The 23537-nt window shown below is 48.9% G+C and carries 23 protein-coding genes and 1 other annotated feature; of the genes, 14 read left to right on the top strand and 9 right to left on the bottom strand.

What is annotated here, in order from left to right; all coding sequences use genetic code 11:
* Nucleotides 1–34: 34 nt before the first annotated feature.
* Both thiE and thiD read right to left on the bottom strand, forming a co-directional pair.
* A complete protein-coding gene (gene thiE, locus H1R82_RS04515; RefSeq protein ID WP_181731974.1) occupies nucleotides 35–670 on the bottom strand; it encodes a thiamine phosphate synthase in 636 nt (211 codons plus the stop codon).
* Nucleotides 667–1476 carry a bifunctional hydroxymethylpyrimidine kinase/phosphomethylpyrimidine kinase gene (gene thiD, locus H1R82_RS04510; protein ID WP_181731973.1) on the bottom strand — a complete coding sequence of 270 codons (810 nt, stop codon included), beginning with the start codon at nucleotides 1474–1476 and terminating at the stop codon, nucleotides 667–669. The genes thiE and thiD overlap by 4 nt, the downstream gene beginning before the upstream one ends.
* Before the next feature lie 166 nt (nucleotides 1477–1642).
* Here thiD and H1R82_RS04505 point away from each other — a divergent pair, with 166 nt between their 5' ends.
* From H1R82_RS04505 to H1R82_RS04495, 3 genes are all read left to right on the top strand, one after another.
* Nucleotides 1643–2347, top strand: a complete 705-nt coding sequence (locus H1R82_RS04505) for a DsbA family protein (protein WP_181731972.1) — start codon at nucleotides 1643–1645, stop codon at nucleotides 2345–2347.
* 3 nt (nucleotides 2348–2350) lie between these two features.
* Complete coding sequence (locus tag H1R82_RS04500) at nucleotides 2351–2767, top strand: disulfide oxidoreductase (protein WP_181731971.1); 417 nt, start codon at nucleotides 2351–2353, stop codon at nucleotides 2765–2767.
* A gap of 90 nt (nucleotides 2768–2857) precedes the next feature.
* Complete coding sequence (locus H1R82_RS04495; RefSeq protein WP_181731970.1) at nucleotides 2858–3022, top strand: sporulation protein YjcZ; 165 nt, start codon at nucleotides 2858–2860, stop codon at nucleotides 3020–3022.
* 58 nt (nucleotides 3023–3080) lie between these two features.
* Here the strand turns inward: H1R82_RS04495 and sspI are convergent, their stop codons facing one another.
* Nucleotides 3081–3293 (bottom strand): small acid-soluble spore protein SspI, encoded by a 213-nt coding sequence (gene sspI / locus H1R82_RS04490; RefSeq protein WP_181731969.1) that lies wholly within the window; start codon nucleotides 3291–3293, stop codon nucleotides 3081–3083.
* Nucleotides 3294–3354: 61 nt separating this feature from the next.
* Between sspI and H1R82_RS04485 the strand changes: the two genes are divergently transcribed.
* The 9 genes from H1R82_RS04485 to H1R82_RS04445 all read left to right on the top strand — a co-directional run bounded on the left by H1R82_RS04485 (nucleotide 3355) and on the right by H1R82_RS04445 (nucleotide 14956).
* Nucleotides 3355–4065, top strand: a complete 711-nt coding sequence (locus tag H1R82_RS04485; protein ID WP_181732021.1) for a potassium channel family protein — start codon at nucleotides 3355–3357, stop codon at nucleotides 4063–4065.
* Nucleotides 4062–4898, top strand: a complete 837-nt coding sequence (locus H1R82_RS04480) for a TrmH family RNA methyltransferase (protein ID WP_181731968.1) — start codon at nucleotides 4062–4064, stop codon at nucleotides 4896–4898. Before H1R82_RS04485 ends, H1R82_RS04480 begins: the two co-directional genes overlap by 4 nt.
* Nucleotides 4899–4923: 25 nt before the next feature.
* Nucleotides 4924–5142, top strand: a binding site (T-box leader).
* Between the two features lie 109 nt (nucleotides 5143–5251).
* Complete coding sequence (gene pheS / locus H1R82_RS04475; RefSeq protein ID WP_181731967.1) at nucleotides 5252–6253, top strand: phenylalanine--tRNA ligase subunit alpha; 1002 nt, start codon at nucleotides 5252–5254, stop codon at nucleotides 6251–6253.
* 17 nt (nucleotides 6254–6270) lie between these two features.
* Entirely contained in the window at nucleotides 6271–8688 is a 2418-nt protein-coding gene (pheT, locus tag H1R82_RS04470; protein WP_181731966.1) for a phenylalanine--tRNA ligase subunit beta, read from the top strand.
* Between the two features lie 2 nt (nucleotides 8689–8690).
* Entirely contained in the window at nucleotides 8691–8984 is a 294-nt protein-coding gene (gene zapA / locus H1R82_RS04465) for a cell division protein ZapA (protein WP_181732020.1), read from the top strand.
* 13 nt (nucleotides 8985–8997) lie between these two features.
* Nucleotides 8998–9531, top strand: coding sequence for a CvpA family protein (locus tag H1R82_RS04460; protein WP_181731965.1), 534 nt, complete (start codon nucleotides 8998–9000; stop codon nucleotides 9529–9531).
* Between the two features lie 81 nt (nucleotides 9532–9612).
* Nucleotides 9613–11337, top strand: a complete 1725-nt coding sequence (gene polX / locus H1R82_RS04455) for a DNA polymerase/3'-5' exonuclease PolX (protein ID WP_232333882.1) — start codon at nucleotides 9613–9615, stop codon at nucleotides 11335–11337.
* Nucleotides 11338–11597: 260 nt separating this feature from the next.
* On the top strand, nucleotides 11598–12503 hold the full coding sequence (gene sleB / locus H1R82_RS14905) for a spore cortex-lytic enzyme (RefSeq protein ID WP_415860538.1): 906 nt from the start codon (nucleotides 11598–11600) through the stop codon (nucleotides 12501–12503).
* Nucleotides 12504–12601: 98 nt separating this feature from the next.
* Nucleotides 12602–14956, top strand: a complete 2355-nt coding sequence (locus H1R82_RS04445) for an endonuclease MutS2 (protein WP_309544791.1) — start codon at nucleotides 12602–12604, stop codon at nucleotides 14954–14956.
* 146 nt (nucleotides 14957–15102) lie between these two features.
* On the opposite strand, the gene H1R82_RS04440 is transcribed toward H1R82_RS04445, so the two are convergent.
* Nucleotides 15103–16188, bottom strand: coding sequence for a S8 family serine peptidase (locus H1R82_RS04440; RefSeq protein WP_232333911.1), 1086 nt, complete (start codon nucleotides 16186–16188; stop codon nucleotides 15103–15105).
* 285 nt (nucleotides 16189–16473) lie between these two features.
* Nucleotides 16474–16695 carry a hypothetical protein gene (locus H1R82_RS04435; RefSeq protein ID WP_181731961.1) on the bottom strand — a complete coding sequence of 74 codons (222 nt, stop codon included), beginning with the start codon at nucleotides 16693–16695 and terminating at the stop codon, nucleotides 16474–16476.
* A gap of 199 nt (nucleotides 16696–16894) precedes the next feature.
* Here H1R82_RS04435 and H1R82_RS04430 point away from each other — a divergent pair, with 199 nt between their 5' ends.
* Entirely contained in the window at nucleotides 16895–17917 is a 1023-nt protein-coding gene (locus H1R82_RS04430) for an aromatic acid exporter family protein (protein WP_181731960.1), read from the top strand.
* On the opposite strand, the gene H1R82_RS04425 is transcribed toward H1R82_RS04430, so the two are convergent.
* From H1R82_RS04425 to H1R82_RS04410, 4 genes are all read right to left on the bottom strand, one after another.
* Nucleotides 17914–18108, bottom strand: coding sequence for a hypothetical protein (locus H1R82_RS04425; protein WP_181731959.1), 195 nt, complete (start codon nucleotides 18106–18108; stop codon nucleotides 17914–17916). The two genes, H1R82_RS04430 and H1R82_RS04425, sit on opposite strands and share 4 nt — an antisense overlap.
* A gap of 123 nt (nucleotides 18109–18231) precedes the next feature.
* Complete coding sequence (locus H1R82_RS04420) at nucleotides 18232–19623, bottom strand: RsmB/NOP family class I SAM-dependent RNA methyltransferase (RefSeq protein WP_181731958.1); 1392 nt, start codon at nucleotides 19621–19623, stop codon at nucleotides 18232–18234.
* 148 nt (nucleotides 19624–19771) lie between these two features.
* Entirely contained in the window at nucleotides 19772–21091 is a 1320-nt protein-coding gene (locus H1R82_RS04415) for a helix-turn-helix domain-containing protein (protein ID WP_181731957.1), read from the bottom strand.
* Nucleotides 21092–21322: 231 nt separating this feature from the next.
* The gene (locus H1R82_RS04410; RefSeq protein ID WP_181731956.1) at nucleotides 21323–21733 is read right to left on the bottom strand and encodes an NUDIX domain-containing protein; all 411 of its coding nucleotides are present in this window, start codon (nucleotides 21731–21733) and stop codon (nucleotides 21323–21325) included.
* Nucleotides 21734–21876: 143 nt separating this feature from the next.
* Between H1R82_RS04410 and H1R82_RS04405 the strand changes: the two genes are divergently transcribed.
* Complete coding sequence (locus tag H1R82_RS04405) at nucleotides 21877–23370, top strand: spore germination protein (RefSeq protein ID WP_181731955.1); 1494 nt, start codon at nucleotides 21877–21879, stop codon at nucleotides 23368–23370.
* The last annotated feature ends 167 nt before the right edge of the window (nucleotides 23371–23537 follow it).

The following is a 23537-nucleotide window of genomic DNA, read 5'->3' as shown; positions in this document are numbered from 1 at the left end:
GAATAATATCTTGTGTTTTTTTAATATATTTGGTTCATCTGTTTTTCAAGGCTTCCGCGGCCTGTCGGGGTGACCGGCTTTGTGCAATGGCGGAGATGACGGCGACTCCGTTGGCTCCTGCTTCCCGGACCTGCCGCGCATTTTGCCGGTTAATGCCGCCGATTCCCACAATGGGAAAGGTTTCCCCGACGACGCTGCGGATGCGGGTGATCGTTTCCGGCCCGACGGGATGTCCGGCATCGGATTTGCTTTTGGTGGCAAACATAGGCCCGACACCGATATAATCGGCTCCGTTTTGTACAGCTTCCAGTGCTTCGGTTTCGGTTCTGGCGGAAACCCCGAGGATCCGCTCTTTGCCGATCAACTTTCTGACATGGAAAGCGGGCAGGTCTTCCTGGCCGATGTGCACTCCGTCCGCTTCCAGGATGAGGGCCAGGTCGACACGGTCATTCACAATAAAAGGGATTTGGTGTTTTTGGCAAATGGCGCGGAGGCGGAATCCCAAATCCACGACTTGGTGCATGTGAAGATCCGGATGTTTTTCCCGGAACTGAAAGCAAGTGATGCCGCCGTGAATGGCCTCCTCCAGAATGTTTTCCGGTGAACGGCCGGAACAATCCTGGGTGCCCATGATGAAATAAACTGACAGAACGTCGTCAGACCATTTCATTGGTATTCCTCCTTCCGGCGGTATGCAAAGTGATTGGTCGGGCCGTTTCCTTTTCCGAGCATCAAAGGATTTCCGACTGCAGCAGTGATAAAATTCTTGGCTTGACGAACCGCTTCGTGCAAAGATTCTCCTTTGGCCAAGTAAGCGGTGATGGCTGCCGAAAAGGTGCAACCTGTTCCATGGGTGTTTTTGGTCTTGAAGCGGGGCGATGAAAAGGAGACAAAATCTTTTCCGTCATACAACAAATCGATTGCCTCTTCTTCTTTGCCGTGTCCCCCCTTAATGATCACTGCTTTGGCCCCTTCATCCACCAATTTCCGGGCCGCTTGTTTCCTGTCTTCCCAGCCGGTGATCCGTTGGTCTGCAAGGATTTCTGCTTCATGCAAATTGGGAGTGACAAGGGTTGCCAGCGGCAATAATTTTTCCTTCATCGCCACCCGGGCGTCTTCGGTGAGCAGTTGGTGTCCGCTGGTGGAAACCATCACGGGATCGATGACCAGGGGACCGATTTGGTGTTCTTTGACTTTGGCCGCAACCACTTCGATGATTTCCGCATTGGCGAGCATGCCGGTTTTGGCTGCATCCACTCCGAGGTCTGTGACAACGGAGTCGATCTGTTTGGCAACCAGATCGGGATCCACAACGCCCACCTTTTGAACCCCGAGGGTGTTTTGGGCCGTGATGGCCGTAATTGAGCTCATTCCAAATACATAAAGCTCTTGAAATGTTTTTAAATCTGCCTGAATTCCGGCGCCACCGCCGCTGTCGGAGCCGGCGATGGTGAGTGCGCGTGCAATCTGTTTCATGGTGCTTCTCCTTCTGTCCTGATCTTTTCCATCGCATTGTAACACAAGGGGACAAAAAGAATAAAGCCGCAAAACCTGCCGGAAAGAGGGAGTTTGCCCGCCAAAGAAAACAGAATGAACTTTCTTTTTTTTTATTGTAAAATCGATGAGGGAGGTGACTTGATTTATGGCCAATGCGCATAAAAAAAAGAAAAAGACCCAGATGAGCACCATTACCATGGTGACGGTTTTGGTTGTTTTTATCGGATTGGGTGTTTTTGCCATCATCAATTCTTTCGCGGGGAAGAATGATTCCGGCGAAGAGACAGCCCGGGTGCTTCCGGTTGAATACGACGGACAGCCGGCGATTGGCAATGACAATGCCCCTGTCAAGCTGATGGAGTTTGGCGATTATAAGTGCCCGGTGTGCAAAGTGTTTCATGACACCGTTTATCCCAAATTGAAAAAAGAATATATCGATACCGGCAAAGTGCAGATGTATTTCACCAATTACCAGTTTATCGGGGAAGATTCGATCACGGCGGGTATGGCTGGAGAAGCCGTTTACCAACAAGATCCCGCAGCTTATTGGAAGTTTTATGACGCCATATACACCCACCAGAAAGATGAATCCGTGAAATGGGCCACTCCGGACTTTTTGGAACAATTGATTGCACAAAACATTCCCGGAGTGGATGCCAAAAAAGTGCGGGAAGACTTGGATCACAAAACGTATTTAAATGAAGTGACGGCAGACAACAACAGAGCAAAAAAATTGAATATTGATTCGGTGCCGGCAATTTTCATCAACGGAAAAAAAGTGGAGAATGCACTGGATTATGAAGCCCTCAAAAAAATGATCGACAGCGAGCTGGCAAACAAGGAGAAGTGAAGAATGCGTCTGGTGAGAACGTACGGTATTTATTTTGCTTGGATCGTTTCACTCATCGCGACATTGGGAAGCCTCTATTTCAGTGAAATATTGGGTTTTATTCCCTGCACGTTGTGTTGGGTGCAACGGATTTTGATGTATCCGCTGGTGATCCTTCTCGGCATTGCCTCCTACCGGAATGACCGGGGGATCATTCCTTATGTGTTGCCGATTACCGTATTGGGGGCGGGCATATCGCTTTTCCATTATCTCAAACAAAAAGTTCCGGCCCTCTCCGAAGTTGCTGCTTGCAAGGTGGGCGTTCCCTGTGAGCAAATGTATATCAACTGGTTTGGGTTCGTCACCATTCCCTTTTTGGCCTTGGTGGCTTTTCTGCTCATCATCGGTTTCCTGTGGGCGGCACGGAAACATTTTGAATAAATTAGGCTGTTTTTTTAGGGATTTGTCCATTCTTTCCTGTCTTTTGATACATAAAGTAGTGAGAGATAGGCAAATGAAAGGAGACAGCCTATGAAACGGAAATTGGCCAGTGGTCCCTACGATCACTATGACGGTTTGGGATCGAAGTGGTTTTTGATCGCGATCCTGGTGATTTTGTTCATCCTCTTTGTTTGCTTTTGGGGATTCTACGGATTCGGCGGGTTTGGCGGATTCGGCGGCGGTTTCTTCTGGTGAGGAACAATGCAGAAGCCTGCTCTTTTTTCAAAGAACAGGCTTTTTTTATTTTGGGGCATTATTGTTTGGAAAGGGATTGACGCAGGGTTTCAATCATTTCCTGGCGTTCTTCTTCCGTGCTGTTTTTCCAGATGACTTCAAATAAAACGCCCAAACCCGGAAGCAACTTTTCTTCCCGTTGTTGAATAGAGTCAACAACCAATTCTTGCAGTTCTTCTTCATTCATGTTATGAATGTTGTGAATCACTGCACCACGGATGTCAAAATTCATGTGTAAGATCCTCCTTTTTGAATATAGATTGTGCGGATTATGGAACATTATCCAACAATGGATGAAAAAGTTGCGGCGTAAGCTTTTATGGAAGAAAGAGGTGGACAAGCGATTGGAAATCAAAACCTTTGCTGTCATCGGGCTGGGAAGGTTCGGAGGGACGATGGCGCGCACTTTGCACGAGATGGGATACGAAGTTTTGGCCATCGATAAAGATGCTTCCCGTGTCCAAGAGATGTCGCAAATCGTCACCCATGCCGTCGAGGCGGACACCACCGATGAAAATGCACTCAAATCTTTGGGGATACGCAATTTTGACGTGGTCATCGTGGCCATCGGGAACGATATTCAGTCAAGCATCTTAACGACTTTGCTGCTCAAAGAAATCGGCTGTAAACAGGTGGTGGTCAAAGCCATCAACGAATTGCACTGGAAGGTGTTGGACAAAATCGGAGCCGACCGGGTGGTCTTTCCGGAGCGCGACATGGGCGTCCGGATGGTGCACAGTTTAATCTCCCCGAATATCCTGGATTATATCGAGTTATCCAATGACTACAGTATCATTGAAATCATCGCCCGGGACTTTTTTTCCGGAAAGACGTTGCAAGAGCTGGACATCCGGGCCCGGTTCGGTTGCAACGTGATGGCCATCAAAAAGGGAAACACCTTTAACATTGCGCCTTCGGCCTCCGATGCGATTCATGAGGGAGACGTTTTGATCGTGATCGGACACAACAAAGATTTGCAAAAATTACAGGAGCATGCCAAATGAAAAAGACGGAACGGATTACATCTTCGGAAAACCGACAATGGAAACAATGGAAAAAACTGAAAACCAAAAAAGGAAGAAAGCAGCAAGATGCATTATTGATCGAAGGGGAACATTTGATTGAAGAGGCGGTGCAGGCCGAACAGGTTTTTCAAGCCGTGATTTTTTCCGAAGCCGCGAAGGAAAAAAAGGCGGATTGGCTGAAAAAGGTTCCCGGAAATGTTCCGGTGTTTGAATTGCCTTCATCCTTGTTTCAACAGCTGGCGGAAACCACGACGCCCCAGGGAATCATGGCGGTGATCCGTTGCCCCCGTTGGTCACTGGATGAAGTGTGGAAACAAAACCACAGCGGGAAAACGTTTTTGCTTTTGGATTCCATTCAGGATCCGGGGAACTTGGGCACGTTGATCCGGACCGCCAAAGCAACGGGCATGGACGGGATCTTTTTGGGCAAAGGGACTGTGGATCCTTTCAATGGCAAAGTGGTCCGGGCTTCGATGGGGGCCATTTTCAAAGTGCCGTTATGGCAGGAGGATTTAAGTTGCGTCATTCCCGGGTTAAAAGAGCGGAACGTGACGGTTGTCAACACTTCTCCGCATGCAACCCGCTCTTATTTTCATTATCCGTTACCATCCCGGGTCGCCATCTTGTTGGGAAATGAAGGGCGGGGGGTGGACCGCCGCTTGGAGGAATATGTGGATGACCATGTGACCATTCCCATGCCCGGCGGAACGGAGTCACTGAATGTTTCCGTCACCGGCGCTTTACTCATGTATGAACGAATTCGCCAAGGCTCCTTGCGGGGAAATGGAGAGTTCGATTATAATATAAAATAATTTTTCCGCAGAAATTTCATATCCATAAACGGCTGTGAAGGAGACAAGTAGGCAGTACGGCCTTTCAGGGAGGAAATGCCGTGACTGAAAGCATTTCTAAGGAACCGGCTGTTGAAATTCACTCCGGAGCTGACCCCTGAATGATGAAGTAGGGGGGACCGGTTGATGACCGTTATTTAAAAGAAGCGGAGAAGGATTTGTCCTTCTCAAAAAAGGGTGGTACCGCGGATCTCTCGTCCCTTTGGGCGTGAGGTCTTTTTTATTTATGGAATAATTTTCTATTTTATCTTTTTCTATTATATCTTCTGATGTGATGCCATTGACGACAGTTTTTACCGAAAGGAGATCGAACAATGCGTGAGCGATTGGAAGTCTTGAAAGAAGAGGCGACTTCAGTCATTCATCAGGCGCAAAGCCTGGATGAATTGCGTGAATTGAAAGTGAGGTATCTCGGAAAAAAGGGTGAATTGACCGGTGTGCTCCGGGGCATGAAAGATCTTCCTCCCGAAGAGCGTCCGGTGATCGGAAGCATGGCCAATGAAGTCCGTGGATATCTGGAAGAGTTGATTGCGGGAAAAGAGAAAGAACTGGAAGAGGCGGTTCTTCAGGAACAAATTAACCGGGAAGTGATTGATGTTTCTTTGCCCGGTATCAAACCCGAACCGGGGACGTTGCATCCTTTGCAACTGATCATTGAACAAGTGGAAGACATTTTTGTCGGAATGGGCTTTGAAATTGCAGAAGGTCCTGAAGTGGAAACCGATCAATTTAACTTCGAAATGCTGAACTTGCCGAAAGGTCATCCGGCCCGGGACATGCAGGACTCTTTTTACATCACTCCGGAAATTCTGCTCCGGACTCATACATCCGCCGTACAGGTTCGCACCCTTCTGGAAAAAGAAGGCCAAGTTCCGGTGCGGATTATCGCTCCCGGAAAGGTGTACCGGCGGGATGACGACGATGCCACCCATTCGCACCAGTTTACGCAAATTGAGGGGCTTGTGGTGGACAGCGGGGTGTCCATGAGCGAATTAAACGGTGTGTTGTTGACCATTATTGAGAAAATGTTTGGCGAGGAAACCGAGATCCGTTTGCGCCCCAGCTACTTCCCGTTCACCGAACCGAGTGTCGAAGTGGACATTTATCATCCTGAAAAAGGATGGGTTGAAATTTTGGGGGCCGGCATGGTTCATCCTTATGTGCTGGAAAAAGCCGGCTACAATCCGGAACGTTATTCCGGCTTTGCGTTTGGGATCGGTGTGGAAAGGATTGCGATGTTGAAATATGACATTGACGACATTCGCCATTTCTACAACAACGATTTGCGTTTTTTGCGGCAATTTAAGAACGTCTGAAGAGGTGAATTGGAAGGATGTTAGTATCTTATGAATGGTTGTCTCAATATGTTGATCTGGAAGGAATTTCGCCGGAAGATATCGCGGAGGAGTTGAACCGGACCGGGATTGAGGTGGAAGTCATTTACACCCGGGATCCGGGCGTAAGCGGCGTGGTTGTCGGTGAAGTGTTGTCGGTGGAGCCTCATCCGGAAGCAGACCGGTTGAATATTTGCACGGTGAATGTGGGGAAAGGGCAACTGTTGCAAATTGTCTGCGGAGCCAAAAATGTGGCGGCAGGGCAACGGGTTCCGGTCGCTTTGATCGGTGCCAAACTGCCGGGCGGAGTCCATATCAAAAAAGCCAAACTGCGCGGCGTGGAATCGCACGGGATGATTTGCTCGGCCAAAGAGCTTGGATTTCCCGACAAAGTGCTGATGAAGGAGCAAACCGAAGGGATTTTTGTATTGGAACCGGATGCTCCGGTCGGAATGGATATCAAAGAATATTTGAGCATGGATGACCAAGTGATCGAATTGCAGTTGACCCCGAACCGTTCCGACTGTTTGGGAATGTGGGGAGTGGCCCATGAAGTGGCGGCGATCTTTGACCGGGAATTGCGCCTGCCGGTCATCTCCGAACAAGTTCCGGGCGAAGCAGGAACCGGGGTGGAAGTTGTCGTAGAATCTGTTGAGGACTGTCCTTTTTATGCCGCTCAAGTGGTTGGCAATCTGGAAGTGGGACCCTCCCCGCAATGGATGCAAAACCGTTTGATTTCAGCCGGGGTCCGGCCGATCAATAACATTGTCGACATCACCAACTATGTGATGTTGGAGACGGGGCAGCCTTTGCATGCTTTTGATTTTGACAAAATTGCAAGCGGCCAAATCCTGGTCCGTCGCGCCAACGATGGGGAAAAAATTGTGACATTGGACGATGTGGAGCGTGAATGTGACCCCGAAATGTTGCTGGTGACGGACGGACAAGAGCCGCTGGCGGTTGCGGGCGTGATGGGGGGAGCTTCTTCGGAAGTAACCAAGGAAACCAAAACCGTATTGCTGGAGGCTGCGTTCTTTAATCCGCTGACCGTCCGCCATACTTCCAAAAATCTGGGACTCCGGTCGGAAGCGAGCACCCGTTTCGAAAAAGGGGTGGATCCGGAACAAATTCTTCCGGCGCTTTACCGGGCGGTGCAATTGCTGCGCCAACTTTGCGGAGGGGTCGTTTCTTCGGATGCGTCTGTGCACAAGGCGGGAGATGTTGAAGAAGTGACCGTTTCTTTGCGTCATGAACGACTCGTCAATTTGCTGGGCGTGCAAATCAGTCCGGATGAAGTGATGGACATCTTCCGTCGGCTGAGATTGCCGGCTGCATTGGAAAACGATGTTTACCAGGTGCAAATTCCGACGCGGCGCCCCGATCTCATGATGGAAGTGGACTTGGTCGAAGAGGTGGCCCGATTGTACGGCTATGACCGGATCCCGACGACATTGCCCTGGGGTCAGCAATTGCCGGGCGGCCTGACAAGGGAACAAAAACTGCGCCGCGATGCACGGCATATGTTGCGGGAACTCGGGTTGAACGAAGTGGTGACCTACAGCCTGACATCGGAAGAGGCCGAGCAGGAAATCGCTTCGTTGTATGACCTTCAACTCATCCGTGTGGCCATGCCGATGAGTAAGGAACATGCGGTGCTGAGGACGAAATTGTTGCCGCAATTGATCAAAACGGCTGCATACAACGTCCACCGCGGTAATGAACGAGTTCAACTGTTTGAAGTGGGGAAAGTTTATTTGACGCAAGAAGAGACATTGACCGATTTGCCGGAAGAACGGCTGCAACTGGCCGCGCTCATTGCCGGGCCGAAAGCTGCGTCCATCTGGAAAACCCCGCAAGTGGATGCGCAGAATTTCTATGAACTGAAAGGAATTTTGGAAAGCGTCTTGGAACGGTTCGGAGTGCGGGATGCGGAGTATCAAGCGGCCGATTTGAACGGATTCCACCCGGGAAGGACCGCACTGTGCGTGGTGGAGGATGAAGTGATCGGCGTATTGGGGCAACTGCATCCGAAATTGGCCAAGCGTTATGATTTGAGTGAACCGGTTGTGCTCCAGCTGGATCTGGAAAAACTTCTTGAAAAGGATCCCGAAGTGATTTATGAACCGATTCCCCGCTATCCGGCCGTAACCCGTGACCTGGCCGTGACGGTGGATGAAAATGTGCCGGCCGGCCGGATCGAAGCAGGAATCCGGAAAGTGGCCGGAGAATTGCTTGAATCTGTTACCCTGTTTGATGTGTTTACCGGGGAGCAGATTGGGGAAGGTAAAAAAAGTGTGGCATATTCTTTGGTTTTTCGGACGAAGGACCGGACATTGACCGATGAAGAAGTTCATCAAATCCATGAGCGAATTGTCCATTATCTGACCGAGCAATTTGGTGCACAGCTCAGACAATGAGCATGGATCAACGGGGAAACCTTCACAGTGTGAAGGAGGACGGTGCAGTGAGAAATAAATTAAGTGTGGAAATCTACGGAACCCAATATCAGCTGACGGGAAAAGCAAGTCCCAGCCATATGCGTCAGGTGGCAAGCCACGTCGATGAAAAAATGCGGCAAATCGCCGACAACAACCCGCGTTTGGACGTGGCCCGCCTGGCCGTCTTGTCGGCGGTCAATATTGCGGATGATTATTTAAAACTGAAACAGGAATATGATGAGATCATGCACTTGATTGAAGACGAAGAGCCATGAGGTGAAAAACAGCATGAATGGTTTTGACATGATTGTCCTTCTTCTTCTTGCCGGTGCATTGATCCAGGGATACCAGCAGGGGCTGGTCATGCAAGTGACTTCGTTGGTCAGTTACCTTTTGTCCCTCTGGATTGCCTTTCATTTTACGGATGAGCTCGCGCCGGTGCTGAGCAACTTGTGGGATCTGCCGGATTCCGCGCAACAAGGATGGATGGCATTGTTGCCGGTGGATAAAATGATCTACTCGGCGATGGCTTTCTTCATCCTGTTGATCGGTGCACGCTGGGTATTGTCCATCTTCGCCTCCCTTTTGAATCAGGTGGCTAACTTTCCCGTTCTTCACTCCATCAATAAAGCGGGAGGGGCCATCCTCGGGCTGGCCAAGGTGATGCTGATCACGTTCATTCTGGTCAACGTGCTTGCGGTTCTCCCTTGGAGCACCGGGCAGGAAGCGGTGGAAGGATCGAAGGTGGCTCATGCGATTACCGGCTGGACGCCGGATTTGACCCGGGAACTGGATCGGTTGTTTCAAGGAAAGGCATTATAACAGATTTGGAATGCAACAGCTGTCGGGCGGGGTTCCTGACAGCTGCTTTTTTTGAAAAAAGGCATGACGGGAGGGAATGCTTTGAACAATAAACAAATCGCCGGCACCTTGCATGCATTGGCCGATTACATGGAGATCAAAGGGGAAAATGTTTTTAAAGTAAACGCCTTCCGCCGGGCGGCGCGCACGATTGAAAACAGCCGCTTTCAGATTGCGGAGGCATTGGATCGTTTGCCGGAACTTCCCGGAATCGGCAAAGGAACGGCGGAAGTGATCCGCGAAATTGTCGCCACCGGCACTTCCCGTTACCTGGAAGAATTAAAAGCCGAATTGCCCCCGGAATTGCCGTTGTTGCTAAAATTGCCCGGATTGGGGCCGAAATCCGTCCATACGTTGTATCACAAACTTTCAGTCACCAATTTGGACGGGTTGAAACAAGCGGCGGAGAAAAAACAAATTCAAACCCTGGCAGGATTCGGACCGAAAAAAGAAAAAAAGATTCTGGAAGCCATCGAACAATTTCAAAAGCGGCCCGAGCGTTTTCTGCTGCATGAAGCCATGGCCGTGGCTGCCGTCATCCGACAGCGTTTGCAAGCCATTCCCGGGGTGGAAAAGGTGGAGTTGGCCGGCAGCATCCGCCGGTTTAAGGAAACGATTAAAGACATTGATTTTGTACTGGCAACAAACCATCCCGCCGAAGTGGCGGAACAGATCGCACAATTGCCTGAAGTGACACAAGTGGTCGGGCAAGGAGAGACCAAGGTCAGTATTGTCGTGGATACCGAAGGCCTGGTGATGGGAGTCGACGTGCGCCTGGTGTCCCCGGGCCAATTTGGCAGTGCCCTCAGTCATTTCACCGGTTCGAAAGAATTTAACATCCGCATCCGTCAGCGGGCTAAACAATATGGTTGGAAAGTGAGCGAGTACGGCATTTATGATGCCGAAACCGGCCAAACGGCAAAATTTGAAAAGGAAGCCGATTTTTTTGCCCACTTGGATCTTCCTTTCATCCCGCCGGAGTTGCGCGAAGATCGGGGGGAAATGGAAAAAGCGGATCAGTCCTCGCTTCCTGCGCTCATCCGGTTGGAGGATTATCGCGGGGATTTACATGCGCACACCCTTTACAGCGACGGGGCGCACTCCATCAAAGACATGGCACTGGCTGCCAAAGCCAAAGGGTATGAATACATGGCGGTGACGGACCATTCCCGGTCCTTGAAGGTCGCCGGCGGTTTGACCGTGGATGAGGTGTATGAGCAATGGGAGGAAATCGACCGGCTGAACCGGGAGGGACTGGGAATTCAGATTTTAAAAGGGGCGGAAGTTGACATCCTGGCGGACGGAACCTTGGATTATCCGGATGATTTGCTGAAACAGATGGACCTGGTGATTGCATCGGTGCACACACAATTCCGGCAGGATGAAGCGACCATGACCCGCCGCATCATCCGGGCGATGGAAAATCCTTATGTAAATATTCTTGCTCATCCGACCGGGCGCCTGTTATTGCGGAGGGATGCTTATGCTGTGGATGTGGACCGGTTGTTTCAAGCCGCCCGGGAGACCGGCACCATTTTGGAGTTAAACGCCAATCCGCACCGCCTGGATTTAAATGACCGGTTGTTAAAGAAAGCAAAAGAAGAATACGGATTAACATTTACGATCAATACTGATGCGCATTCCACCGCGGAGTACGATTCGATCATTTACGGAATTGCCACCGCCCGCCGGGGTTGGTTGGAAAAAGAAGATGTCATCAATGCATACCCGTTGGAACGGTTGAAAGCCGTGCTTAAAAAAATTTAACGGCCGGACGTGAACCGTCAGCCGGGTTTTTTACGCCGAATGCCGGACGGAAGCGGTCCGGCTTTTTTGTTTTGCGGATGCGATCTGCATGAATTTAAACGGGACTTGGCATAATAACCAGTAAATATCAACCAGAAAAAGGGTTGTGAGCTTGTATGGTCAATCGTGTGGTTTTGAAATGGTTTGCATCTTGTTTTTTGATTGTCAGTCTCTGTTTGAGTGCATGGTTGGCTCCGGTTTTTGCGGCGGAACCACAACAGATTTCAGCGTCAACGGCTTTTGGGGACACCATTCTCAAAAAAGGTGCCAGAGGCGGCGATGTTTATGAATTGCAGGGACGTTTAAAACTTTTGGGGTTTTACACCGGAGATGTGGATGGAGTGTTCGGCCATCGGACTTATTTAGCCGTCCGGTTGTTCCAGTATGAATTCGGCTTGAAGATTGACGGTGTGGTCGGGCCGAAGACGAAATTGAAACTTTGGCAATCGACAAAGCATTGGCGGCCGGAAATGACCAATCAGAAAGGACCGGTGCTCAAGCGGGGGAACCGGGGCGGCGGTGTCTGGGAGTTGCAAGGACGTCTCAAGCATATCGGTTTTTACACCGGAAAATGGGATGGCTATTTTGGAGAAAGAACGTATCGCGCTGTCCGGTTGTTCCAATATGAATTCGGTCTGAAAGTGGATGGCGTGGCAGGACCGAAGACAATGCAAAAACTCAGGAAGGCAACCAAAAATTATGCCCCCGAAACCAAGTGGAAACAGCCGCAAAAGAGCAAACAGGTTTCCATTCCAAAAAGCAGTTACGGCTTGTCGCAAAATGATATTCAACTGTTGGCACAAGCCGTTTATGCGGAAGGACGGGGCGAATCTTACATCGGACAGGTTGCCATTGCCGCGGTGATCTTGAACCGGCTGGAAAGCAGGGAATTTCCGGATACCATCTCCGGGATCATCTTTCAACCCTTGGCATTTGAAGCGGTAGCCGACGGGCAAATCTGGATGCAACCGGATGAAACGGCCAAAAAAGCAGTCAGGGATGCTTTAAACGGTTGGGATCCGACCGGAGGCGCATTGTATTACTTCAACCCGGAACGGGCAACCTCCAAATGGATTTGGAACCGGCCGCAAATCAAAAAAATCGGCAAACATATCTTCACACACTGAGCAACCATCGGGCTGATTCGCGATTGGCCCGATGTTTTTCGTTCACGGGAAATGCTATAATAAAGAATGATTTTGAAAAGAAAGAGGAGTTGTCCGGCGTGGAGCAGTGGACGCTGAAATCGTTGGAATATGACCAAGTTAAAGAGATGGTGAAAAGCGAGGCCGCAACGGTCTTGGGAAAAGAAAAAGTCAGCCGGTTGACCCCTTCCGGTCAAAGGGATCAGGTGAAACACCGCCTGCAAGCCACACAAGAAGGCATGGACTTGATCCGGTTGAAAGGGGACCTTCCGCTGGGAGGGGTCCGGGATATCCGCGCCGCGGTCCGGCGGGCAGAAAAGAGCGGAGTCTTGACTGAATCGGAATGTCTGGACATCGCCGGTACCATTTCGGCCGGACGCCAGGTGAAGTCTTTTTTGCGGCAAGTGGATGAAGAAGAGGCGCCGCTTCCCATTCTGCGCGGTTTGACCGAGCAGGTGGAAAGTTTGGAATGGATCGAAGAAGAAATCCTGAAAAGCATCGATGAACAGGGAATCGTCAAAGACCAAGCCAGTCCCGGATTGGGGAAAATCCGGAGCCGCATCGGGGAAGCGAAAAAGCAAATTCAACAAACCTTGCAGGAAATTTTGCGCAATCCGCATTATACAAAGATGATGCAGGAAGCCATCATCACCCAGCGGTTTGACCGGTATGTCATCCCCGTCAAGCAGGAGTACCGTTCCCGGTTCCCGGGAATTGTCCATGACCAGTCCTCATCGGGGGCGACATTATTCATCGAACCGGAAGCGGTCGTGTCATGGAACAACCAGTTGCGTCAGCTCAAGTTGCAAGAGAAACAGGAAGTTGAAAAAGTATTGAAAAAGCTGACGGAGAAAATTACCCCCGAAGTGGAGAGCTTAAAAAGGAATCTGGAAGTTTTGGCCAGCCTGGATTGCATCATGGCTTGTGCCCGGTTCGGATATCGGGTGAAGGGGATTTGCCCGGAGATTTCCGAGTCGGTATTGCACCTGAAAAAAGCCCGCCATCCCTTGATCAGAGGAGAAGATGTGGTTCCCATCGAAGTTTCGATCGGAGAGGATTACCATGCCATTATTATTACGGGCCCCAACACCGGAGGAAAAACGGTGACACTGAAAACGGTCGGTTTGTTTGCTTTAATGACACAATCCGGAATTCCCGTTCCCGCTGAAGAAGACAGCATCATGCCGGTGTTTGGCGGGGTGTATGCCGATATCGGGGATGAACAGAGCATTGAACAAAATTTGAGTACCTTTTCCGGACACCTCACCAAGATTATCCGCATTTTAAAACAGGTGGATGAGAAAAGCCTCGTATTGTTCGATGAATTGGGCGCAGGAACGGATCCGACGGAAGGGGCGGCGCTGGCTATTTCCATTTTGGAATATGTGATTCAAAAAGGGTCGTTTGTCATGGCGACCACCCACTACAGTGAATTAAAACTGTTTGCCCATCATCACCCGAAAACCGTCAATGCCAGCATGGAATTTGATGTGGAGACATTGAAACCGACCTACCGCTTGTTGATCGGGGTTCCCGGCCGCAGCAACGCGTTTAACATTTCCCGCCGTTTGGGATTGCCGGAAGAAATCATTGAGCGGGCCAAAGCGCATCTGTCCAGTGATGAAAAAAGCCTGGAAGAAATGATATCTTCTTTGACCTCTGAGCAAAAGCTGGCGCGGGAAAAACACGAGGAAGCGGAAGCATTGCAGAAAGAAGCCGAAGCTTTGTATGCGGATATCCGGGAAAAATGGGAGCAGTTCGAGGAAGAAAAAGCGGCGCTCAAGGAAAAAGCACGTCGAGAGGCGCAAAGGATCATCGCCAATGCCGAGCGGGAAGCGGAAGAGGTCTTGAAGCAACTCCGTGCGTGGGCCAAAGCCCGTCCGGGGGATTTAAAAGAGCATGAATTAAGTGATGCGAAAGCCCGGCTGAAAAATGCGGTGCCGGATTGGGAATTGCCGCAAAAAACGAAGAAAAACACCGGCAAATCCGAGAAACTGACCGTGGGGGATGAAGTCCGCGTTTTATCTGTAAATCAGAACGGGACCATCACCGAGGATCTGGGCGACGGATATTATCAAGTGCAAGTCGGCTTTTTGAAGATGAAAATGCATCAGGACCAGTTGGAAAAACGTTCTTCGTCAAAACCGGCTGACGTGAAAATCAAGCCGACGGTCAACCGGATGTCTGCCCATGTGAAACCCGAATGCGATTTGCGGGGCAAACTGGTGGAAGAGGCATTGCTGGAAATCGACAATTATTTGGATAAAGCCCTGTTGGCGGGCTATAAAGAAATTCATCTCATTCACGGCAAGGGGACGGGTGCACTTCGCCAAGGAGTGCAAAAGTTTTTGCGCAGCCACCGGCATGTGAAAAGTTTTCGTCTGGGCAACCATAATGAAGGCGGATCCGGCGTGACGGTGGTGGAATTGAAGTAAAGATTGCATATGGAGGAAACCGATGAAACACTTGCCATGGATCTTGGGAACCATTTCTTTGCTTTTCTTCATAGCAGGGGTTATTTTCTTTATGTTTTATGCGTGAAAAAGAGGCTTTTCCTTAAACGGAAAAGCCTCTTTCTTTATCAATAATTGACGGCTTTGTAAGCATTGATTCTTCCGTGTTGGAAGTAAGTTCCGGTGCCGCTGATTTTATCGGCGGTATTTTCAATGGCAGCCCGGATTTCTGAGTTACTGCGGCCTTGGCTGGCCAACAAAGCGGCAAGTCCTGCCACATGTGGCGTGGCCATGGAGGTTCCGCTCAACGTTGCGTAACTGCTGTTGATGTAGGTGGAGTAGATGTTGGAGCCCGGAGCGGCTACATCCACCCAGCTTCCGTAGTTGGAGAAGTAAGACAGGCTGTCATTGGAATCGGTGGAAGCGACAGCAATGGCTTGTGAGTAATAAGCCGGATAGTTGGGCGTGGAGCTGCTGCTGTTTCCTGCAGCGGCAACCACGACGGCTCCGCTGTTCCAAGCTTGTTGGACAGCGCTTTGCAAGGCCGAGCTTCCGGATGTGCCACCCAAGCTCAAGCTGATGACGTCTGCCCCGTTTTGGGCGGCATAAGCGATTCCGTTGGCAACGGCTGCCATGGTTCCGCTTCCGCTGTTATCCAGCACACGGACCGGCATGATGGAAGCGTTGGGAGCCATTCCGGCAATTCCCCTGCCGTTGTTGGTCACAGCAGCGGCAATTCCGGCACAGTGGGTTCCATGTCCGTTCCCGTCTTGGGGATTGCTGTCGTTATCGACAAAGTCATACCCTTGGACGATTTTCCCTTGCAAATCCGGGTGATTGGTTTGAACCCCGGTGTCCACGATGGCAATCACCGTGCTGCTGCTGCTACGGGTGACATCCCAAGCTTGGGGGGCTTGGACTTTTTGCGGTCCCCATTGCTGGCTGGAAAGGTCATTGGGTGTCCACATGATGTGAACGTAATGGTTGGGTTCAACATATTCCACATTGGGATTGTTTTTGTATTTTTCGATCATTTTTTCAACCGAACCATCAAACTTAACCACTTCGAAACCCAAATATTTGGATTTTTCGATCGATTTGGCCCCGTATTGAGCGTGAATCGATTGGGTGGATTGGGCGGAGATGCCGTCTTTAAACTTCACAATCAACTCACCCGGCACATAGTCATCGGTGGAGGCAGGGCTGGCAAACATGGTCCCGGGCACTGCAAGAAGGACAACCAATAACAGTGCCGTGGCAATACTCAGGAAACGTTTCATATTTTCCCCTCCTGTTTCTGATGAGATCCCCTTATCTGATTTTTCAGCAAAACAACAAAACAAAAAGATATGTGTGTGGCAACCCTCCTTTTTATTTAATCCATAAATATTTTTCTACAAAAAAGTAATATATCCTTCTTTAATTTTTAACAATTTGAAATTAAAAAAATAAGGAGCTGATTCTTATCGTATCATCAGCTCCTGAAACGGGTTGTCGGTTCACGGCTTCCCTCCGGGTTGATTGGTTACCGCTTCTTCGTAATCTTCCGCAAACTGTTGCATCTCTTTTTGCAATTGATGTAGATAAGCCATGGTATCCCGTTGTCTTACCGGATCCGTTCCCGTTTGGGAAAGCAGATGTTCAGCCCGTTGGTAACTGGATGCCAATAAGTGATAATAAGTTTTTTTGGGTGAAATGTTTTTGATGACGGATGAATTCATTGAAACCTTCTCCTTGCCGTAAAATTTCCGACATTCATATCATACCAGATTTGGAAATGAACCACTAATTTCCTGGGAAATTACAAAATGAAACCGTTCAGTGTGTTTATGCTTGCAGGTTTTGCTTGCACCTTTGGCACTGCCGTCATATGATGGTATATAGTGATTCTGGAACAGAAAAATAAAAGAGTGAGTGTGCATGATAATCGGATACCGAACCATTAAAACGGCGATTGGCATTGCGCTGTCCATTTCCATTGCGCAATGGATGGGACTGCAATATTATACGGCAGCCGGCATCATTACAATGATTTGCATCAAAACGACAAAGAAGCAATCTTATCAAACGGCATGGGAACGTTTTTTCGGCTCTCTGGCAGGATTGGGGATTTCAGCCGTCTTTTTTGAATGGATTGGTTATCATACTTGGACGTTGACCTTGTTGTTGCTCGTGTTGATTCCGATGAGTGTTTATTTAAACCTCAAAGACGGGATTGTATCCAGTGCGGTGGTCATCATGCATCTTTATGTGCTGAAAGATGTCAATGGAAAGATCATCGTCAATGAAATCTTGTTATTGGTGATCGGAATCGGCATGGCGGTTCTGCTCAATGCATACATTCCCAGTGCGGAAAAAGAGCTGAAAGCGTACCGGCGCAAAATTGAAGAGAATTTTAAGATTATCTTGCGGGAATTTGCCGCTTATCTCCGTGAACCTGAGCGGTATTGGGACGGAAAACAAATCACGGAGACGGCGCAATGGTTAAAGGAAGCCAAAGAGTTGGCTGTCCGGGATATTGAAAATCAATTCAACGAATCAGCCCTTGATTATTACCAGTATTTCGAAATGAGGGAGCGGCAGTTTGAAGTATTGGAACGGATTGCGCTGACCGTTTCCACTTTAAACTACAGCAGTGAACAGGGGCAAATGATTGCCGGGTTTTTGGAGGATGTGGCAGATGCCATTCATTACGGCAATTCCTCGCAAGTGTTTTTGAACCGGTTGGAAGAGATCAGGGAAAGTTTTCACAACTCCCCTTTGCCTACGACAAAAGAAGAATTTGAAACGCATGCCGCTTATCTGTATTTTATTAATGAAATGCGCCGCTTCTTGATGATTAAGAAGAAATTATGGAAGAAAAAAGGAGAGAAACAACAAAAAGAAAAAAGGCCTTTTCGCCTGTTCCCGGCGGTCCGGTGGAGAAAAGATTCACAAGGCTAGCGTCTGCGGGGACGGATATTGATCCGGACGTGGCGGGGTTTGACAGCCGGGGGTTGCGGTTTTTGCTCTTCCTCTTCTTCCCGGTCCTCAAAAAAATGTGACATAAACAACCATTCAGGCTGAATCATTCCCATGGCCACCTGGGTGTAGGGAAGATATTTCGGCCAGGTATCGGACGGCTTTTTTTCCACGGGGGCAACCCCTCCCTGGGTTCTGTCCCTTTAAAATGATTCATCTATCGTAACCTATGTGAGCCGAAAGGGGATTTATGATAAAAAATAAAAAAAGACGGGAGATTTTTTCTCCCGTCTTTTTTATTTCAATGTGCGATCCCAGCGTAGCCATTTGGGATAATGGTTTTTCAACAAATTGCCGGAAACTTTTCCCCAGCCGATCGGATATCCGTCCACCGTGACCAGTGTCCAGCCTTTGGCCAGATCGCTCGGCAAAGTTTCTCCTTGCAAATACAGAAGAAGGTCGGGATCATCCGTCTGAAAATCACAGGTTTGTTTCACCTGTTCCGGAAGGCTGGAAAGTGCCAAGGCGTGGGAAGGTACAAAATGGCTGCGTTTGGCCTGCCCAAGGTATCTGCCGGGCCTTTCCACCCGCAATCCTTTTAACGAGGGGAGATCCGGGTGCACTTGATAAAGATGATCGCCGTACATGGTGAAAGTCCCTTCCAAAAGGTCCGTTTGGTTGTAAGTTTCCTGAATGAAGGACTTCCACACTTTTGCGGCCGGTTGTGGAACGGGCGGGAATTTGCCGGGCCGGGTTTTCCGGGTTTCCTGTTCTTCTTTTTTTTCCATAAGCACAACGAAGTGGCCCTCTCCTTTCAAGTGATGAGGCCAAAGCCGGCACGCTTGATTTAATGCGGGAACCCGGTTTCCCGCCCATTCGGGATGTGCCGGCTGATAATGGGGAGCCGCTTGGATCGATTTGATTTCAAAGCCGGGATGATTTTTCAGGAAGGCCGCGATGACTTGTTCATTCTCCGTCGGGTTGAACGTACAAGTCGAATAGACCAAACGGCCGCCCGGACGCAACATCGGGGCAGCAGCCGTGAGTATTTCATATTGCAATTCCGCGCATTTCTCAACCGCTTTCAGGCTCCAGCGGGTGGCGGTTTCCGGATCTTTCCGGAACATGCCTTCTCCCGAACAGGGGGCATCAATCAAAATGCCGTCGAAATATTGGGGGAAGCGGGCCGCCAGATGGGCCGGGGTTTCATTCAGGACGATGGCATTGGTGACTCCGCAGCGTTCCAGGTTTTCCACCAAGGCTTTGATCCGTTTGCCGTCAATTTCATTGGCAACCAGGACCCCTTTTCCTTGCATTTGCGAGGCCAGCTGTGTGGTTTTTCCTCCCGGAGCGGCGCACAAGTCCAAAATTTTTTCTCCCGGCTTGGCGGAAAGGGCTTCTGCCGGAGCCATCGCGCTGGCATCCTGAATGTAGTATAAACCGGCTGCATGGTAAACGTGTTTTCCCGGACGGTCCCGTTCATGGTCATAATAAAAAGCCGGCGGGCACCATGGAACCGGTTCCAGCCGGAAAGGAACTTTTTCCGGGAAGGAGAGGTGTCCGGTTTTCAACGTGTTGACGCGTAAACTGCGAACCGGAGCCGATTCATAAGTTTTGAGGAATGCCGGATATTCATCGCCCAATAAGGATTTCATCAGTTCCAAGAAGTCTTGCGGAAGAGATTGCACAGTATTTCCTCCTTAAAAATAAGCTCCATCCAAAAAATCAGGCACTATTATACCACAGATGAAAAATCCGGTGATGAAAATAGCATCCCCCGGTAAAGGAAACTCATTCTTCCTGAAAGGGGGATGCCGGCGGTGAAGCAAATTGCATTTACACTTCCATGACTTCCAGATCCCGTAACCGGAGTTGTTGCAATTCACCCAGCATTTTTATGTATTTTTCTTTTTCTCCTAATTTTTTCCAGTATTCGGATAAATTGAGCAAGGCCTTTTCCATGAGCCGGGGATAGTTGCAGGAACTGGCGATGTTTAAGGCTTCTTCGTAAGGATCAACGGCTTTCGGGTATTGTCCGTTTTCAAAGTAATAATCGCCCAAAGCCATCAACGATTCACAGTAACGGTGGGAATCATTATATTTTTTTCCGCGTTCCACGGCTGTGGACAAGCTGAGGTATGCTTCGCGGTTTTTGTTCATCTTGCTGTATAATTTCCCGAGCCGGGTCAAGGTTGACACAAGTAAAACTTTTTTGTCTTTCAGCTTGTTTTCCAAGCGGAGAGCCAGTTGATAACAATTTTCGGCGGTCTGGTAGTCATTGGCGTTTTGCAGGATGTTTCCCCATACGGTCAACAATTCGACCGCCTGTTCATGCGCGCCGTTTGTACGCGCGATATGTAATCCTTCCCGGGCGTATTTTAAGGCTTCATCATATTTTTTCTTTTTATTTAACAAAGCGGCTTTTAATTCATACATATGGAGTTTGACTCTCAGGCTGTTGATTTGTCCGATCCTTGCCCACAAGTCATTCAGTATTTGCAAAGCTTCATCGGTGCGGTACAGTTTTTCCAGATAAGTGGCTTTGGCAATCATTAAATAGTCATAAAGATCGGAAGGATTTTCTCCCGGTTGAAAGGCGTTCAGTCCTTGTTCGTTATAATCCAGCGCTTGATCCAAATGATCCCGGCGGTAATAAATTTGTCCCAGTTCATAAAAGCAAGCCGATCTAATATTGGGATCGGAGGCGTGATTTTTCTTTTCAATGGCATGGATGGATTGGAGAAAAAAATGTTCCGCTTTATTTAATTTATTTTTCTTCACATAGCACAGGCCTTTTAAATAATAGATCTTGTCTAAATAATAATCTTTTCCTTTGGATTGTAATTTGCGGAGCTGTTCCAAAGCCGCATCGCAATCCAATCGAATGCAGGTTTCAATTAAAAACAGCAAGTTTTCCGTTTTGTTGCGCTCGCCGTTTTCCTGACGAATCAGGGAAGGGAGTTGGGAAACGTCAAATCCGAGTTTTTGGCAATAATAAAGCCGGTTTTGCGGTTTGACGGTGGGAACGCCGCGCTCAATGCTGGAGATGGTGGCAAATGAAATTTGATCATCCTCCAAATCCACCAGTCTGAGCCCCCGCTTTTTACGGACTTTTCGCAAAGCTTCTCCCAAAACTTTTAAATCAAGTTCGTTCAAAAAGATCACCTCTTTGCCTCTATCATATTTTGAAATATCATATTTGTCTATATATTTTCTTCGCGAGAGTATAAATTTTTAAGGTTTAATCAATGGCTTTTTTAAACGATGGAGGAGTTCATGCGGTTTTTGCGGGGTGGCCATCATTTAAAAATCATGGAACTTTAATGAAATAAACGATGTTGTAACGAGTCCGGGCTTCTTGCGTGATGTGCCTGGCGAAACCGCCTGTCACCCGGACAGATGAAAGCCTTGCAAGATGGAATCTTTGGTTTCCGCGCTCAGAAGGTAATGTCCGACTTCCTTTTCGTAGATCCACTGATAAGCTGAATGAGCTTCACTTAATCGGATGCGGGACGGATCATCGTGCATCTCAACCGGATATACGATTTCCACTGTATGCCGTTTCCCGTTGGCTGAGACATAAGAGAATGTTTTATAAGGTTTTTTCACTTCAATATGTAAATTCACTTCTTCGCGAAATTCCCGTTTTAAAGCTTGTACGGGATCTTCGCCAAAATCAACCTTGCCGCCGGGCAATTCATAGAAGCCGGTCAAAAAAGTTTCCTGCAAAGATCTTTGAATAATGAGCGTTTTTTCTTGATGATAAACAAAGCCGGTGCAGACAATGTTTTGAACCATTTCTTTTCCCTCCGTTTCGGTTGTTTTCGATCCGGAATCAAGTCGTCCGGACTAAAAATCTTTTGATTCCGCCGGGGTCTAACCTGTCCGGAGCCGGGCAATAATGGAGACAGGATGCAGGCAAATGTAAAGGTGGATGCCGGATGAGTGAGCTCAAAACCCAGTGGTGGGAGCATGCAACGCTTCATAAGGATTTGGAACGAAACACCGAAATGCTCAATGAGATATTGGGAGTCGGCCAAAGTTTTGATATGATTTGCCGCCCGATGACTTATGGAAAGAAAGCATGCACCTTCTATTTTGTGGACGGTTTTGTGAAGGACGAAATCATGAATTACATCATGGACCGTCTCGCCGATTTGAGGGCGGAAGATTTGAAAACTGATGCTTTGCAACGGCTGTTGAAGAGGGAAATAGCGTATGTGGAAGCGGAATTGACCGATCAGGTGAAAAAAATTGTCACTTCGGTGTTGTCCGGTGCCGCCGCCATGTTGATGGAAGGCGAATCGTCCGCCATTATCATTGATGCCCGGACTTATCCGGCACGCGGTCCTGAGGAGCCGGACATTGAGAGAGTGGTCAGGGGAGCCAGAGACGGGTTTGTCGAAACGCTGGTTTTTAACACGGCTTTGACACGCCGGCATGTACGGGATCCCGGATTGCGGATGGAACACATGCAAGTCGGGCGCCGGTCAAAAACCGATGTCTGCCTTTCCTATGTGGAAGATTTGGCGGATCCCCGTGTTGTGAATGAGTTGCGGGAGGCGATTCAAAAGATTGATACGGACAGTTTGCACATGGCGGAAAAAACATTGGAAGAGCATTTGTTTAAACGTTATTGGAATCCTTATCCGATGGTGCGCTTTACCGAGCGCCCCGATGTGGCGGCGGTTCACCTGATGGAAGGGCATGTGCTGATCTATGTGGATACATCCCCCAGTGTGATGATCACCCCGTCCACATTTTTTCATCATCTGCAACATGCAGAGGAGTACCGCCAACAACCGGTGGTCGGTGCATTTTTACGCTTGATCCGGTTTCTGGCGATGGGCATTTCAATTTTTTTGCTGCCGCTGTGGTATTTGCTTTCCACGCGTCCCGAACATCTTCCTTCTTTTCTTCAATTTCTTGCCGTGCAAAACACCGCGGACGTTCCGCTGTTTGTTCAAATTCTCATTGCGGAAACCGGGGTGGAAATTTTGCGGATGGCTTCCATTCACACCCCTTCTCCCTTGGCGACGGCGATGGGATTGATTGCCGGCGTCTTATTGGGGGAGATCGGAATCAAAATCGGATGGTTCATTCCGGAAGTGGTTTTGTATGTGGCATTGGCAGTGATCGGAACGTTTGCGTCCCCCAGCTATGAGATGGGGATGGCAAACAAAATGGTCCGCTTCGGTTTGTTGGTCGCAGCGGCACTCTTTGGCTGGGCCGGATTTATCATTGCCTGTATCGCCTGGGTTGTCTGGTTGGCACGGATTGAAGTATTGGTGACTCCTTATTTATGGCCGTTGATTCCGTTTAACGGAAAAGCTTTGCTGGATGTTTTGATCCGGACGCCCATGCCCAACAAAACCAAAAGGCCCAGCGGCATCTCGCCGCAAGATCCGGATCGGCAGGCAAAGCCGGAAACGTGACGGGGATTTTGCTCAAACAAAGAGAAATTTTGCAAGGCAAGGGGATGCCTTGCTTTTTTTATGGCAAAAAAACACACGGATATCGAATATTTCCAAAAAACAAATCTTTAAAAATAACGTGAAATTAGATAAAATAACTTTTAGTTAATTATTTTTTATTATAAAAA

The organism is Thermoactinomyces intermedius (genome assembly GCF_013912365.1).
GTDB classification, from domain to species: Bacteria; Bacillota; Bacilli; order Thermoactinomycetales; family Thermoactinomycetaceae; genus Thermoactinomyces; species Thermoactinomyces intermedius.
Note: the sequence above shows the minus strand (reverse complement) of the source record. Positions and strands in the feature narration are given on the sequence as shown.